Annotated in this window: 16 protein-coding genes; 10 read left to right on the top strand and 6 right to left on the bottom strand. The window is 64.9% G+C overall.

Translation table 11 applies throughout. The features are described 5' to 3' along the window. Window positions 1-73 precede the first annotated feature (73 nt). Complete coding sequence (locus EYS21_RS08350; protein WP_131132726.1) at window positions 74-514, bottom strand: CHRD domain-containing protein; 441 nt, start codon at window positions 512-514, stop codon at window positions 74-76. 227 nt (window positions 515-741) lie between these two features. On the opposite strand from EYS21_RS08350, the gene EYS21_RS08345 reads away from it, so the two are divergent. The 8 genes from EYS21_RS08345 (at window position 742) to EYS21_RS08310 (ending at window position 7,678) form a co-directional block, all read left to right on the top strand. After that, window positions 742-1,671 carry an ATP-binding cassette domain-containing protein gene (locus EYS21_RS08345; RefSeq protein WP_131132881.1) on the top strand — a complete coding sequence of 310 codons (930 nt, stop codon included), beginning with the start codon at window positions 742-744 and terminating at the stop codon, window positions 1,669-1,671. After that, on the top strand, window positions 1,664-2,515 hold the full coding sequence (locus tag EYS21_RS08340; protein WP_131132725.1) for an ABC transporter permease: 852 nt from the start codon (window positions 1,664-1,666) through the stop codon (window positions 2,513-2,515). Before EYS21_RS08345 ends, EYS21_RS08340 begins: the two co-directional genes overlap by 8 nt. Then, the gene (locus EYS21_RS08335; RefSeq protein ID WP_131132724.1) at window positions 2,512-3,345 is read left to right on the top strand and encodes an ABC transporter permease; all 834 of its coding nucleotides are present in this window, start codon (window positions 2,512-2,514) and stop codon (window positions 3,343-3,345) included. Before EYS21_RS08340 ends, EYS21_RS08335 begins: the two co-directional genes overlap by 4 nt. Before the next feature lie 89 nt (window positions 3,346-3,434). After that, window positions 3,435-3,998 carry a hypothetical protein gene (locus EYS21_RS08330; protein WP_131132723.1) on the top strand — a complete coding sequence of 188 codons (564 nt, stop codon included), beginning with the start codon at window positions 3,435-3,437 and terminating at the stop codon, window positions 3,996-3,998. Between the two features lie 10 nt (window positions 3,999-4,008). Next, window positions 4,009-4,842, top strand: a complete 834-nt coding sequence (locus EYS21_RS08325; protein WP_131132722.1) for an exodeoxyribonuclease III — start codon at window positions 4,009-4,011, stop codon at window positions 4,840-4,842. 17 nt (window positions 4,843-4,859) lie between these two features. Beyond that, a complete protein-coding gene (gene trpS, locus EYS21_RS08320) occupies window positions 4,860-5,972 on the top strand; it encodes a tryptophan--tRNA ligase (RefSeq protein ID WP_131132721.1) in 1,113 nt (370 codons plus the stop codon). Window positions 5,973-6,006: 34 nt separating this feature from the next. Next, on the top strand, window positions 6,007-6,582 hold the full coding sequence (locus EYS21_RS08315) for a 2'-5' RNA ligase family protein (RefSeq protein WP_347559538.1): 576 nt from the start codon (window positions 6,007-6,009) through the stop codon (window positions 6,580-6,582). 37 nt (window positions 6,583-6,619) lie between these two features. Beyond that, window positions 6,620-7,678, top strand: a complete 1,059-nt coding sequence (locus EYS21_RS08310) for a YihY/virulence factor BrkB family protein (RefSeq protein ID WP_131132719.1) — start codon at window positions 6,620-6,622, stop codon at window positions 7,676-7,678. Here the strand turns inward: EYS21_RS08310 and EYS21_RS08305 are convergent. The 5 genes from EYS21_RS08305 to sdhC all read right to left on the bottom strand — a co-directional run bounded on the left by EYS21_RS08305 (window position 7,635) and on the right by sdhC (window position 12,038). Beyond that, a complete protein-coding gene (locus tag EYS21_RS08305; protein WP_131132718.1) occupies window positions 7,635-8,405 on the bottom strand; it encodes an alpha/beta hydrolase in 771 nt (256 codons plus the stop codon). The genes EYS21_RS08310 and EYS21_RS08305 overlap by 44 nt on opposite strands. A 91-nt stretch (window positions 8,406-8,496) precedes the next feature. Then, the gene (locus EYS21_RS08300; RefSeq protein ID WP_131132717.1) at window positions 8,497-9,279 is read right to left on the bottom strand and encodes a succinate dehydrogenase iron-sulfur subunit; all 783 of its coding nucleotides are present in this window, start codon (window positions 9,277-9,279) and stop codon (window positions 8,497-8,499) included. A gap of 1 nt (window position 9,280) precedes the next feature. Continuing rightward, window positions 9,281-11,080, bottom strand: coding sequence for a succinate dehydrogenase flavoprotein subunit (gene sdhA / locus EYS21_RS08295; protein ID WP_131132716.1), 1,800 nt, complete (start codon window positions 11,078-11,080; stop codon window positions 9,281-9,283). Between the two features lie 103 nt (window positions 11,081-11,183). Further along, complete coding sequence (locus EYS21_RS08290; protein WP_131132715.1) at window positions 11,184-11,654, bottom strand: succinate dehydrogenase hydrophobic membrane anchor subunit; 471 nt, start codon at window positions 11,652-11,654, stop codon at window positions 11,184-11,186. A gap of 3 nt (window positions 11,655-11,657) precedes the next feature. Next, window positions 11,658-12,038: a succinate dehydrogenase, cytochrome b556 subunit gene (sdhC, locus tag EYS21_RS08285; protein ID WP_082576094.1), complete on the bottom strand. Its 381-nt coding sequence runs from the start codon at window positions 12,036-12,038 to the stop codon at window positions 11,658-11,660. 256 nt (window positions 12,039-12,294) lie between these two features. On the opposite strand from sdhC, the gene EYS21_RS08280 reads away from it, so the two are divergent. After that, window positions 12,295-13,428: a sugar phosphate nucleotidyltransferase gene (locus EYS21_RS08280; protein ID WP_131132714.1), complete on the top strand. Its 1,134-nt coding sequence runs from the start codon at window positions 12,295-12,297 to the stop codon at window positions 13,426-13,428. 89 nt (window positions 13,429-13,517) lie between these two features. Continuing rightward, entirely contained in the window at window positions 13,518-14,726 is a 1,209-nt protein-coding gene (locus tag EYS21_RS08275) for an amidohydrolase (protein WP_131132713.1), read from the top strand. Window positions 14,727-14,785: the final 59 nt, after the last annotated feature.

The following is a 14,785-nucleotide window of genomic DNA, read 5'->3' as shown; positions in this document are numbered from 1 at the left end:
CAATGCCCGACGGCGGCACGCACCTTTTCACTCAAGGGCGGGCCGGCGTCGGGCGTTGTCTGTTAAGCCGCGGTTACTTCAGCTGGCCGCGGATCTCGCCGCCCGGGAAAACGGCGTTGTGCACGTTGATGTAGTACGCGCCCGGATTGGCCTCAATGGCGGACAGAACGGCGGCACTCGCCGTGGTGCAGGTATCCACCGTCCAGTCGGCGCCATTGACCACCTGCAGTGGAACCACTACCGGACCCGCTACGTTGCGGGGTCCGACGTGGATGTGGGCCGCTGTGGCCGGGGCGGAGAGGTCGCGGGCCGTGAGCGTATAGCAGAGCTCGGTACCGTCGATCGTGTAGCTGAATGAACCGCCGGCCCCGGTGCGGACGGAGTCGGCCTCCTGGCCCGTGTTCAGCGGAATGGCGGGCACGCCTCCCGGTTTTGCCTCGGCGGGGGCGGTGATTCCCAAGAGGGAGACGATGGCTGCGGCCGCCGCGGCGGTCCTCAACCCGGAACTTTTCATAATGCGTCCTCACCTAGAGATTTTTGTTCCACCCTCCAGTGAAAGTCACGCTACGCCGGGGCCCCAGCCCGCACAATAGCCCACGATCGGGCTGGTAGCCGGTGCCGCCGTCGGCCGTTCCTGAAGCCCAAGTGCAAGTCCTCTTTCACATTCCGGAGGGCTCCACTAGTCTGCGGAGGGTGCACAATAAAGCCATCGTGTCCTCCAGCCCCTCCGCCGGCCATCCGATCAAGCAGCACACCGTCATCGCCGCGCAGGACCTCCGCAAGACCTATGGCGACCTGGCCGCCGTCGACGGGATATCCTTCAGCGTTGCGGCGGGGGAGTCCTTCGGCCTGCTCGGACCGAACGGGGCCGGCAAATCCACCACCATGAAGATGATTGGCGCGGTCACCCAGCGAACGTCCGGGCAATTGAGCATCATGGGCCTGGACCCCGACAGCCACGGGCCCGAGGTACGCGCGAACCTCGGCGTGGTTCCGCAGCAGGACAACCTGGACGAGGAGCTCCGCGTCCGGGACAACCTCCTGGTGTACGGCCGCTACTTCGGACTGCCCATGAGCTACCTGAAGCCGAAGGCCGACGAGCTGCTGGAGTTCGCCCAGCTTACCGACAAGGCGAAATCCAAAGTCGACGCGCTCTCCGGCGGCATGAAGCGGCGCCTCACCATCGCCCGTTCCCTCATCAACGAGCCGCGGATCCTGCTGCTGGACGAACCCACCACGGGACTGGACCCGCAGGCACGGCACATCCTGTGGGACCGGCTGTTCCGGCTCAAGGAGCAGGGCGTCACCCTGATCCTGACCACGCATTACATGGATGAGGCGGAGCAGCTGTGCGACCGGCTGATCGTGGTGGACAAGGGCCGCATCATGGCCGAAGGATCGCCGGCGCAGCTGATCCGCGAGCACTCCACCCGGGAGGTTCTCGAACTGCGTTTCGGGTCTGAACGCAACACCACCGTCGGCGCTGACCTGCAGGGGATCGGCGAACGCCTCGAGGCCCTGCCGGACCGGGTGCTCATCTACGCGCACGACGGCGAAGCTGCCCTTGAGGAGGTCACTTCCCGCGGCCTGCGGCCGCTGACGTCACTGGTGCGGAGGTCCTCGCTGGAGGACGTGTTCCTCCGCCTGACCGGCAGGAGCCTCGTTGACTGAGGATGCGGCCCTGACCGCGACAGCGGCCCGCGCCCACTCGCCGGAAGTCTCGGCCGCCAGGGCACGCCGGTGGGGCGCTTTCTACTATGCCGAACAGGTCCTCCGGGTGATGAAGGGCTACGGCTGGTCCATCCTGATGTACAGCGTGGGGCAGCCGGTGGCCTACCTGTTCGCGATGGGGGTGGGGCTTGCCACACTGGTGGACGCCGAGGACGCGGGAGCCTTCGGCGGGGTCAGCTACCTGGCCTTCATCGCTCCGGCGCTGCTGGTGTCTGCCGCCGTCATGACTGCCGCCAATGAGTTCACGTTCCCGGTGATGGGCGGTTTCAAGTGGCGACGGACCTACTATGGCCCGCACGCCTCTCCGCTGACACCGGAACAGATTGCCGCCGGGCAGATCATCGCGGTGACGCTCCGGCTGCTGCTGCAGTCCGCCATCTACTTCGCTGCCGTAGCACTGTTCGGTGCCTCTCCCTCCGGCTGGGGCTGGGCGGGCATCGTCGTGGCAACGCTGGCCGGGCTGGCCTTCGGCCTGCCGCTGATGGCGTACTCCGCGTCCATCAGGGAGGACAAAGGCCAGTTTGCCCTGGTGATGCGCTTCATCGTGATGCCGCTGTTCCTCTTCTCCGGAACATTCTTTCCGCTGGACACCCTGCCGTGGGCCGTCCGGTGGATCGGCTGGATCTCGCCCATCTGGCACGGCACCGAACTGGGCCGGGTCTTCAGCTACGGCTACCAGGAACCTCCGGTCCTGACCGTGATCCACTTTGTGGTGCTGATGGCGCTGGCGGCGCTGGGCTGGGTCCTCACCAGGCGCCAGTTCGTCCGGAGGCTGGGGCAATGAGCATCGTCACTGACAGCCACGCCGTGGCGGAGGAAGCCCGGAACCGGACGTTCGGGCCACTGTATTCGCGCAACGCCAAAGCCGTGATCTCCCGGGGCCTGATGGCAACCAAAAGCACCAACTGGCTGGTCATGCTGTCCGGGTTCTTTGAGCCCGTGCTGTTCCTGATCTCGATGGGGGTGGGCCTGGGCGCCATCGTGGGCGCCGTGCAGGGGCCCGACGGGACGGAGATCAGCTACGCCGCCTACATCGCCCCGGCGCTGCTGGCCGTCTCCGCCATGAACGGAGCCGTGTACGACTCCACCTGGAACGTCTTTTTCAAGATGAACTTCGCCAAGCTTTACCAGGGCATGCTCTACACCTCCCTGGGGCCGCTGGATGTGGCCCTCGGCGAAATCTTCCTGGCTCTGCTGCGCGGGCTGCTCTACGCCACCGGATTCACGGCGGTCATGGGTGTGATGGGGCTGATCACCACACCGTGGGCCATCCTGATGATCCCGGCCTCGGTGCTGATCGCCTTCGGCTTTGCCAGCCTGGGGATGGGCATCACCAGCTTCCTGAAGACCTTCCAGCAGATGGACTGGATCAACTTCATCATGCTGCCGATGTTCCTGTTCAGCGCCACGTTCTACCCGCTCAGCGTCTACCCGCAGTACATCCAGTGGCTGATCCAGGCCATGCCGCTCTGGCACGGGGTGGAGCTGCTGCGGCAGATCAGCGTCGGTGCGTTCACGCCGGCCACTGCCATCCATGTCGGCTACTACGTGCTCATGACGGCGCTGGGGATGCTGCTCACCACCGTCCGCCTCCGGAAGCTGTTCCTGAAGTAGCGCCCCTGTCAGATCTGCGGGCGATCGGGTGGTGTTCGCCGGGGGTGGAAGGTACCGGAGCGTGCCGCGGCGTTTGAGACAATATAGGAATGCAATCTCTGGGTAACCCTCACTCTGCGTCCAAACCGGCCAAGGGCGGCTTCTCCATGCTGCGGATCAGTGGCCCGGGAATGATGATCTTTGTCATCGCCTTTGTGGTCGCGGTCATCTTCGCGGCCAACCAGAACGACGTCGTTGGCTGGGTTGTGGCGATCATCGCCGCCTTCTGGCTCGCACTGGCAGCGTTTGTGGTCTTCAGCATCCAGAAGGCCGCCAAGAAAGCCGGCGCCAAGCTGACTGAAGCCCAGAATGCCTTCAACAGCGCAGCCGGCCGCGCGCCGTCGTCGTCCTCTGCGGACCATGGCGGCACCCGGGTGGTCTACGAGCGCTCCGAAGCGGACGAAGTCCGCGACCTCAAGCTGGACCACTCGTTCAAGATCGTGCAGGTGCAGGTCCGGGTGGTGGAGCAGGAGCGGGCCAAGGGTGACGCCGCGGACCTGGACACCATCAGCCGCGCCCTGGAGACCATCGAAATCACTGCCACCAATGCCCGGGACATGATCCGCTCCTCGGGCGGCACAGGGGACCCGGTCACTGGAACGGTCATCGACTAGAGTGGAGCGGGTGAGCTCGGCATTGAAGAAGGACCACCTTCGCATCGCATCAGTCAACGTCAACGGCCTCCGCGCTGCCTACAGGAATGGCATGGCGGAGTGGCTGGAGCCCCGCGAGGTGGACATCCTTTGCCTCCAGGAGGTCCGCGCCCCGGACGCGATCGTCCGCCAGCTGCTGGGCGACGGCTGGCACATCCTGCACGCTGAAGCCGAGGCCAAGGGCCGCGCCGGCGTCGCCATTGCCTCCCGCGAAGAACCGCTGGAGACGCGCAACGGCATCGGCGACGACTACTTCGCCACCGCCGGCCGCTGGGTCGAATCCGATTTCCGGCTGACCGACGCTGCGGGTAACCCGGTGCAGCTGACCGTTGTCAGCGCCTACGTGCACTCCGGTGAAGCCGGAACCCCCAAACAGGTGGACAAGTACCGTTTCCTGGACGCCATGAGCACACGTCTGCCGGAACTGACCAAGCACAGCGACCACGCCCTGGTGGTGGGCGACCTGAACGTGGGCCACACAGAGCTGGACATCCGGAACTGGAAGGGCAACGTCAAGAAGGCCGGCTTCCTGCCCGAGGAACGTGCGTACTTTGACCGCTTCTTCGGTGAAGAGATCGGCTGGAAGGACGTCCACCGCGGCCTGGCAGGCAGCGTTGACGGCCCTTACACCTGGTGGTCGCAGCGCGGCCAGGCCTTCGACAATGACACTGGCTGGCGGATCGACTACCACCTGGCCACCCCGGAACTTGCTGCGTCCGCATTCTCCGCAGTCGTTGACCGGGCGCCGTCATGGGACACCCGCTTCTCTGACCATGCACCGCTGGTAGTGGACTACCGGCTCTAGATTTAAGGCCACAACGAATGACCACCTCTCCAACAGTGACCGGCCCCGCCGCATCCCCGGCAATTGACGCCGTCGCCGCCCAGGCAGAAGCGAGCCAGCCCGGTACCGGCGTCCGGCACCGCATCCTGTCCGGCATGCAGCCGTCCGCGGACTCGCTCCACCTCGGCAACTACCTTGGCGCCCTGGTGAACTGGGTCCGGATGCAGGACGAATACGACGCCGTGTTCTTCATCCCGGACCTGCACGCCATCACCGTCCCGCAGGATCCCGCCGAACTGGCCCGGCGAACACGGATCACCGCGGCCCAGTACATCGCCGGCGGCGTGGACGTCCATAAGTGCACCCTGTTCGTCCAGTCCCAGGTGCCCGAGCACGCACAGCTCGCGTGGGTCCTGAACTGCATTACCGGCTTCGGTGAAGCGTCCCGGATGACCCAGTTCAAGGACAAGGCGCAGAAGCAGGGCACCGATTTCGCCAGCGTGGGTCTCTTCACCTACCCCATCCTGCAGGCGGCCGACATCCTCCTGTACCAGCCGCAGGGTGTCCCGGTGGGTGAGGACCAGCGCCAGCACGTCGAGCTGAGCCGCGACCTCGCCACCCGCTTCAACTCCCGCTTCGGCGAGACGTTCACGGTTCCGCAGCCCTTCATCCAGAAGGAATCCGCGAAAATCTACGACCTGCAGAACCCCACCGCGAAGATGTCCAAATCGGCCGAATCGCCGGCCGGACTGATCAACCTCCTCGATGAACCCAAGATCACGGCCAAGCGGATCAAGTCCGCCGTCACCGACACCGAGACGGAAATCCGCTTCGACCGCGAAACCAAACCCGGTGTCTCCAACCTCCTCACCATCTTCGCCGGAGTGACCGGCCAGAGCGTGGAGCAGCTTGTGGAGGCCTACCAGGGAAAAATGTATGGTCACCTCAAGGTGGACCTGGCAGAAGCGGTGGTAGGCCACCTGACCCCGATCCGCGACCGCGCCAACGAGCTTTTGTCGGACCCCGCCGAACTGGACAGGCTCCTGGCCCACGGCGCGGACAAGGCCCGGGAGATTGCCGCGGCCACCCTCAGTGACGTCTATGCCAAGGTGGGGTTCCTTCCCTACGGCGGCGCCCCCGGAGCCCGCTAACCCGATGTCGGCTTCGAGCAATGTCAGTGAAGGAATGAGCGTCGGCGTCATTCTGGGATTCCCCCCTGCCATCGCGGAAGAACTTCAACGCTGGCGCGCCTCGTTCGGTGACCCCATGGCCGGCGTGGTCCCTGCCCACATCACCCTGATCACCACCACTCCCACCCTGGACTGGGAGGCAACGCGGGAGCACGTCCGTGAGGTCGCCAAAGCCCAGGCGCCCTTCATGGTGACCATTGCGGGGACGGGAACCTTCCGGCCCGTGTCCCCGGTGGTTTTCATCAACGTGGCGGACGGTTTCGACTCCTGCGTGGACCTGCACGAAAAGCTCCAGACGGGACCGCTCCAGCGGGACCTGCCCTTCTCCTACCACCCGCACGTGACGATCGCCCACGATGTTGCCCCCGAAAGCCTCGACGAGGCCGAAACGGTGCTCAAGGACTATAGGGCAACGTTCCCTGTGGTTAGCATGGGACTTTACGAGCACGATGCTGAGGGCATCTGGCAGCTACGGGAAGAGCTGGACTTTGGGACCGAAACTGACAACGAAGCCGGCGTCTGGGCAGCGGAAGCAGCCGCCAACTCCGGCGGAGCAGCCGCTTCCCACTGAGCGTGGCAAGCTGAAGCTGGCCGTCATCCAGAAACGGATGGAGTGGGGCAAGGCCAGGAGGTCCGACGGCGGCCCGGTGGCCAGTCTGTTGGCAATGTTCCAGTGGCTCCTCGCCCGGCTGAACGCGTTCCGGCCCATGCGGGCATGGCAGCACTACAACCTCCAGCACGGCCCGCTGATGAGCGCGGGCATCGGCTTCAACATGTTCTTCTCCATCACCGGCCTGCTGGCCACGGGCTTCTCGATTGCGGGGCTGGTGCTGCGCGACCAGCCGGCCCTCCTGGACACCATCATCGGAAGCGTCGCCCAGAGTGCGCCCGGACTGCTCAAGGTGGGCGGGGGCGAAGGGCTGGTTGATCCGCAGGACCTGCTGAACCCGGACGGCCTGGGGTGGACTGCCGTCATCGCCGCGGTGGTGACCGTGATCACCTCGCTGGGCTGGATTGCCGGGCTCCGCGACGGCCTCCGCGGCGTGATGAAGCTCCCGCCCCTGAAGATTAACCCGATTGTCCTGAAATTGCGCGACGCCGGCACCCTCCTGCTGCTGGGCGTCGCCCTGGTGATCAGCGCCGGAGCTTCCCTGGTCTTCGGCACCGCGGCAGGCTGGGTCTCCGATTTCCTCCGGCTGGACGACGCCGTGGCGGGCCCGCTGACCACGCTGATCAAGATCGGCGTGCCCCTGACACTCAACTGGGTCACGGCGGTCATCATGTTCCGTCTCGCCGGGGGATTGAAGCTGTCCAGGCAGGCTTTGCTGGAAGGCACTATCCTGGCGGCATTCGGAACGACGGCCCTGCAGGTGTTCAGCACCGAGCTCCTCGCCGGGGCCGGCCGCAACCCCATCCTGGCGCCGTTCGCCATCATCATCGGGCTGCTGATCTGGTTCAACCTTGTCAGCCAGGTCTACCTGGTTTCCGCCGGCTGGTCCGCCATCCGCGACGAAGACCTCAGGAGCGCCCCCACGGAGCATGACAAAGCCGGGTGGGGTTCACGCCAGGTCCAGCCGGGCAAGGTGCCGGTAGAGACGCCCGGAGTCCACGCCAGCGCGGCCGCTACTTCCCGGCGTCGAGGTACTGGTCGGCCCAGGCGGCGATGATCCTGGCAGCCCGGGCTGCCTGGCCCTTGCCGGTCAGGAGGTGGTCGCTGCCCTCCAGGGACACGAAGTTCCGGGGGTGGCGGGCCGTCTGGAAGATCGAGCTCGCGTTTTCGATCCCCACCGTGTTGTCGGTGGGGGAGTGCAGCACCATCAGCGGCTTGTGCAGCTGACGGATGCAGTCCGTGAGGTCGGCATTCTCCAGGTCCTCCACGAAGTGCCTGCGGATCTCCACGCGTTTCCCGCCGAGGTCCACTTCGGCGCTGCCTTCGCTGAGGATTTTGTCCAGGGCGGCGTCGAAGACGTGCGCCACGTGCTTGGGTGAGAACGGGGCACCTACTGTTGCGACGGCGTCGAGCTCCGGAATCTGGCGCGCCGCGGAAAGCACGGCGGCACCGCCGAAGGAGTGGCCCACGAGCAGGGAGATGGCCTTTCCCTGGGCGCGCATGAACTCGGCGGCCTTGACCGTGTCGGCCACCTTGTGGCTGAAGGAGCCCTCCGACCAGTAGCCCGCGGAGTCGCCCAGCCCTAGGTTGTCGAAGCGGAGCATGCCGATCCCGGTGTCAGCCAGGGCCTTGCACATCCGTGAGGCCGAGGGGCTGTCCTTGCCCAGCGTAAAGCCGTGGGAAAACACTCCCCAGCCCCGGACCGGCCCTTCGGGGACGTCAATGATGCCTGAGAGGAGTTCCCCGGTGGAACCCTCGAAGCTGACTTTTTCGGAGCGGGACATGGCGTCCCCTTTCGTTGTGGCTGGCGTGGGTTAAAACAACGACGGCGCCATTCGCACCTAAGTGAATGACGCCGTCGTACGTAAACCGGAACTAGATCTTGCGGGAGAGAATTGCCTGCTTGACCTCGGCGATGGCCTGGGTCACCTGGATGCCGCGGGGGCATGCTTCGGAGCAGTTGAAGGTGGTGCGGCAGCGCCACACGCCTTCCTTGTCGTTCAGGATCTCCAGTCGCATGTCGCCGGCGTCATCACGGGAATCGAAGATGAAGCGGTGGGCGTTGACGATCGCGGCCGGGCCGAAGTACTGGCCGTCGGTCCAGAACACTGGGCAGGAGGACGTGCACGCGGCGCACAGGATGCACTTGGTGGTGTCGTCGAAGCGCTCACGGTCCTCGGCGGACTGCAGGCGTTCCTTGGTGGGCTCGTGGCCCTTGTTGATCAGGAACGGCATGACCTCCCGGAAGGACTGGAAGAACGGCTCCATGTCCACGATCAGGTCCTTCTCCACCGGCAGGCCCTTGATCGGCTCGACCGTGATGGGCTTGGAGGTGTCCAGGTCCTTCAGGAGGGTCTTGCAGGCGAGGCGGTTACGGCCGTTGATGCGCATGGCATCGGAGCCGCAGACGCCGTGGGCGCAGGAGCGGCGGAACGAAACGCTGCCGTCGATCTCCCACTTCACCTTGTGCAGGGCATCCAGCACACGGTCGGTGCCGTACATGGTGACATGGAAGTCGTCCCAGGTGGCGTCCTCGGACACCTCGGGGTTGTAGCGGCGCACGCGGAGGTGGACGTCGAATGTGGGGATCTCGCCGCCGCCACCGATGTGTGCGGGCAGTTCGATCTTTGAGGCTGGCTCAGCAAGTTCGGCGGACATCTTAGTACTTCCTCACCATCGGCTCGTAGCGGGTAAAGACAACCGGTTTGGTGGCCAGGCGGATGCCGGCGATTGCCTCTGCAGAGCCGTCAGCCGGGGCGTGGTCGTCCTTGTACGCCATGGAGTGCTTCATGAATTTTTCGTCGTTCCGGTCCGGGAAGTCCTCGCGGAAGTGTCCGCCGCGGGATTCTTCACGGTGCAGGGCGGCCACGGTCATGACCTTGGCCAGTTCCAGCAGGAAGCCGAGTTCAACGGCTTCGAGCAGGTCCAGGTTGAACCGCTTGCCCTTGTCCTGGACGCTGATGCGCTTGTACCGGGCCTCGAAGGACTCGATGTCCCGAAGGACCTGGTTCAGCGTGTCAGCGGTGCGGAACACCTGCATGTTGGCGTCCATGGTGTCCTGGAGTTCCTTGCGGATCACGGCCACCTTCTCGTCGCCGTTGCCGTTGCGGGCAATGTCCAGCAGTTCGATGGTGTACGCCTCGGGGTCCTCCGGGAGGTCCACGAAGTCAGCCGTCTTCGCGTATTCAGCGGCGGCGATGCCGGCGCGCTTTCCGAACACGTTGATGTCCAGCAGCGAGTTGGTGCCCAGCCGGTTGGAGCCGTGTACCGAAACACACGCCACTTCACCGGCGGCGTACAGGCCCGGCACCACGGTGTCGTTGTCCTGCAGGACCTCGGTGGTGATGTTCGTGGGGATGCCGCCCATGGCGTAGTGCGCCGTCGGGAACACCGGAACGGGCTCCGTGTACGGCTCCACACCCAGGTAGGTACGGGCGAACTCGGTGATATCCGGCAGCTTCGCGTCGATGTGCGCGGGCTCCAGGTGGGTCAGGTCCAACAGGACGTAGTCCTTGTTGGGGCCACAGCCGCGGCCTTCACGGACTTCGTTGGCCATGGAGCGGGCCACGATGTCACGCGGTGCGAGGTCCTTGATGGTGGGGGCGTACCGCTCCATAAAGCGCTCACCCTCGGAGTTACGCAGGATGGCACCTTCACCGCGGGCTGCCTCGGAAAGCAGGATACCCAGGCCGGCAAGGCCTGTCGGATGGAACTGGAAGAACTCCATGTCCTCCAGGGGGATGCCGCGGCGGAACGCGATGCCCATGCCGTCGCCGGTCAGGGTGTGGGCGTTGGAGGTGGTCTTGAAGACCTTGCCCGCGCCGCCGGAGGCGAACACCACGGACTTGGCCTGGAAGACGTGCAGTTCACCGGAGGCGAGGTCGTAGGACACAACGCCGGCAACACGCTTCTGCTTGTACGCCGTGCCGTCCTCGCGGACTGCGTCCTCTTCGACCGTCAGGAGGTCCAGGACGTAGTACTCGTTGTAGAACTCCACATTGTGCTTGACGCAGTTTTGGTACAGCGTCTGCAGGATCATGTGGCCCGTGCGGTCAGCGGCGTAGCAGGCCCGGCGGACGGGAGCCTTGCCGTGGTCACGGGTGTGGCCGCCGAAGCGGCGCTGGTCGATGCGGCCCTCAGGCGTGCGGTTGAACGGCAGGCCCATCTTTTCCAGGTCCAGCACGGCGTCGATGGCCTCTTTGGCCATGACCTCGGCGGCGTCCTGGTCAACCAGGTAGTCGCCGCCCTTGATGGTGTCGAAGGTGTGCCATTCCCAGTTGTCTTCCTCGACATTGGCAAGGGCCGCACACATGCCACCCTGCGCCGCACCGGTGTGGGAGCGGGTGGGGTAGAGCTTGGTCAGTACTGCTGTGCGGGCGCGCTGACCGGATTCGATCGCGGCGCGCATGCCAGCGCCACCGGCACCGACGATGACGACGTCGTACTTATGGACCTGCATACCAGACGCTCTTTCTCTCAAAATTCTCTATAAAACAACGGGTAGGCGTTGCCTGCTCCGCAAAACGCAGCCCGCGGCTAGCCGCGGGCCATGGATGTTGCTGTTACGCGGCGGGGCAGAAGCCACCCGGCAGCGGCACGCCATTGACGTCCAGCGGGCACGGGTTGAAGGTGAAGATCACCAGGGTGCCCAGGATAATGATGACGGCGGTCGCTGCGTAGAGGACTGCCTTGAGCCAGAAGCGGCTGGAGTCCTTCTCCGCGTAGTCGTTGATGATGGTCCGGACGCCGTTGGTGCCGTGGAGCATGGCGAGCCAGAGCATGGCCAGGTCCCAGAACTGCCAGAACGGGTCGGCCCACTTGCCGGCCACGAAACCGAAGTCGATGGCGTGGATGCCGTCGCCCACCAGCAGGTTCACAAAGAGGTGCCCGAAGATCAGGACGACCAGGACCACGCCGGAGAGCCGCATGAACAGCCAGGCAGCCATTTCGAAGTTCCCCTTCGATGCGCCGTTGCGGCGGTACTGCGGGGAGATCTTGCCGCTGCGCGGGCTCTGGATCTGAGTTGCAGTCATGGCTTAGTGACCTCCAAGGGCGAGGGAAAGGTGGCGGATGGAGAAGCCGACCATCACGACTACCCAGAGGGCCAGGACCGTCCAGAGCATCTGGCGCTGGTACTTCGCGCCCTTCTTCCAGAAGTCGACGGCGATGATCCGCAGGCCGTTAAAGGCGTGGAAAACAATCGCGGCGACCAGGCCCGTTTCACCCAGGGCCATCAGGGGATTCTTGTAGGCACCGATGACAGCCGTGTAGGCCTCGGGGGACACACGCACCAATGAGGTGTCCAGCACATGGACCAACAAGAAGAAAAAGATCACAACACCGGTAATGCGGTGTCCTACCCAGGACCACATGCCTTCACGGCCGCGGTACAAGGTGCCAGCTGGTTTTGTCGGCACTGAATAAACCTCCCTGCAACACAGCGGCGCTGGCATGAGATCCACGCGGGGGGAACGCCTGCTGCGAGAGCACTCGTAGCTCAGGCCTAAATCTAGGCTTCGCTCACAGCTTATTCAATTTAGGAACTCCTTGGTGACTCGCCCTTCCGCGGATTTCCGTTTGTTTTGAGACGAACGACACACGATCCGGCGGATTGAGGCGTGCCCGGCGTCGTTTGAAGGGACCTTCGGGGCGGGTCAGCTAAAGTAAGCGGTGATGAGTACAGACAAAGTGACAAGCCCGGATTCACCCCTAAGCCGCTTTATTGCGGTGATTCCGGCAGGCGGAGTGGGGACCCGCCTCTGGCCCCTGTCACGTGCAGCAGCTCCCAAATTCCTTCACGACCTCACCGGGTCGGGCAGCACTTTGCTTCGGGCCACGTATGACCGGCTGGAGCCCCTCGCGGGCAAAAACGTTCTCGTGGTCACGGGCACGGCCCACCGCGCGGCCGTGTGCCGCCAGTTGCCCGAGCTCCAGGATTCCGACCTTGTCCTGGAAAGCGAGCCAAAGGATTCCGGCGCCGCCATCGGACTGGCGGCCGCCATCCTGCATGAGCGGGATCCGGATACCATCATGGGCTCCTTCGCCGCCGACCAGGTCATCAGCCCGGACCACCTTTTCCAGGATGCGGTCCGCGAGGCCATTTACACGGCTGCGGCCGGCAAGATCGTGACCATCGGCATCAAGCCCACCCACCCGTCCACGGGTTTCGGCTACATCCGTGCCGGACATGGACTCCGCATTGAGGGCGCCCCCAGTGCCCAGGCCGTGGTGGAGTTCGTCGAGAAGCCGGACGAGGAAGTCGCCCAGCAGTACGTGGACAGCGGCGAGTATGTATGGAACGCCGGCATGTTCGTGGCCCCGGTTGCCCTGATGCTCAAGCACCTTGAGGCTAACCAGCCCGAACTCTTCAAGGGCCTGCAGGAGATCGCCCAGGCCTGGGACACTCCCGAGCGTGATGAAGTCACGGCACGCGTGTGGCCCACCCTGCCCAAGATCGCCATCGACTACGCAGTGGCCGAACCTGCCGCCGCTGCCGGCGACGTCGCTGTTGTTCCCGGCACGTTCGGATGGGACGACGTCGGCGACTTCGCTTCGGTGGGACGGCTCAACAGTGCCCGCGAAGTGGACGACGTCACGGTTATCGGCGAGGGCGCGCGCGTCTTCACCGAAAATGCCAGCGGCGTGGTTGTCTCGGACACCAAGCGGGTTATCGCCCTGATTGGCATCAAGGACGTTGTCATTGTTGATACCGGGGATGCCCTTTTGGTGACCACCAAGCAGCACGCCCAGCGGGTTAAGGGTGCCGTCGATGCGCTCAAGGCCAGTGGCGACACCGACGTCCTGTAGCGCGGTTGTCCGGGCAATGCCCGGACGAGTAATCCGTAACGCGCCGCAGGTGATGCCGCTATTCCGTGGACGCTCGCTAGAGTAAATCTGTGCGCAATTACACTACTGAAGCCCAGCCCACCGCATTGGTGGGGCCATGGCTGGAGCCGCTCCTTCCGGAACTGATCGACTTCCGCCGTGACCTTCACGCGCACCCGGAGTTGTCCTTCAAGGAATTCCGCACCACTGACCGGCTCGTGGAACGGCTTGAAGCCGCCGGTCTCGAGCCCAAGCGGCTGGACGGCACGGGTTTGACGGTGGACATCGGTGAAGGCCCCATTGCCACCGCCCTGCGCGGCGACATCGATGCCCTTCCCATCATCGAAGAGACGGGCCTGCCGTTCGCGTCGAAGAACCACGGCGTCACCCATGCCTGCGGCCACGACGTCCACACCACCACCATGCTGGGCATCGCCTTGGTGCTGCACCGTATGCATCAGGAAACTCCGTTGCGCGGCCGCGTCCGCATCATCTTCCAGCCGGCGGAGGAGACGATGCCGGGCGGTGCGCATTCGTGCATCGAGCAGGGAGTCCTCGAGGGCGTCCCCCGGATCCTTGCGCTGCACTGTGACCCCCGTATCGACGTCGGAAAGATCGGAACGCGCATCGGCGCCATCACCTCGGCGTCGGACACCATCCGGATCGAGCTGTCCGGCCGGGGCGGCCACACGTCCCGCCCGCACCTGACCGAAGACCTCGTTTTTGCCCTGTCGCAGATAGCGGTGAACGTGCCCGCCGTGCTGTCCCGCCGCGTGGACGTCCGCAGTGGAGTTTCCGTGGTCTGGGGGCAGATCTCCGCCGGGTCCGCACCCAATGCCATTCCCGGCAGCGGATACATGGCCGGAACGATGCGCTGCCTCGACCGCGACGCGTGGCACAGTGCGGGCGAGCTCCTGGACGAGGTTGTCCACCAGGTGGCCGCGCCCTACGGCGTGGATGTTCGCCTGGAGCACACCAGGGGAGTACCCCCGGTGGTCAACTCCGAACACGAAACCGCCCTCATTGAAGCAGCCGCCCGCGCTGAAATCGGCGAAGGTGCCGTGGTGCTGACCCCGCAGTCCATGGGCGGCGAGGACTTCGCCTGGTTCCTGGCGGAACTGCCCGGCGCCATGATGCGTCTTGGCACCAAGACTCCCGGCGGCGAAGAGTACGACCTTCACCGCGGCGACTACATCCTGGACGAGCGGGCCCTCGGCTTCGGCATCCAGGTACTGACAGCCGCAGCGCTCCGGACCATCCGCGACCTCCACACCCCCTAAACCCCTCCGGCGCGAACTGGCAGCAAATGCCCTCAAATCCACAATTTGAGGGCATTTGC

It is taken from the genome of Arthrobacter sp. S39 (assembly GCF_004320525.1).
Classification (GTDB): Bacteria; Actinomycetota; Actinomycetes; order Actinomycetales; family Micrococcaceae; genus Arthrobacter.
The sequence above is the reverse complement of the archived record's forward strand: the minus strand, read 5'-3'. Positions and strand labels throughout refer to the sequence as shown.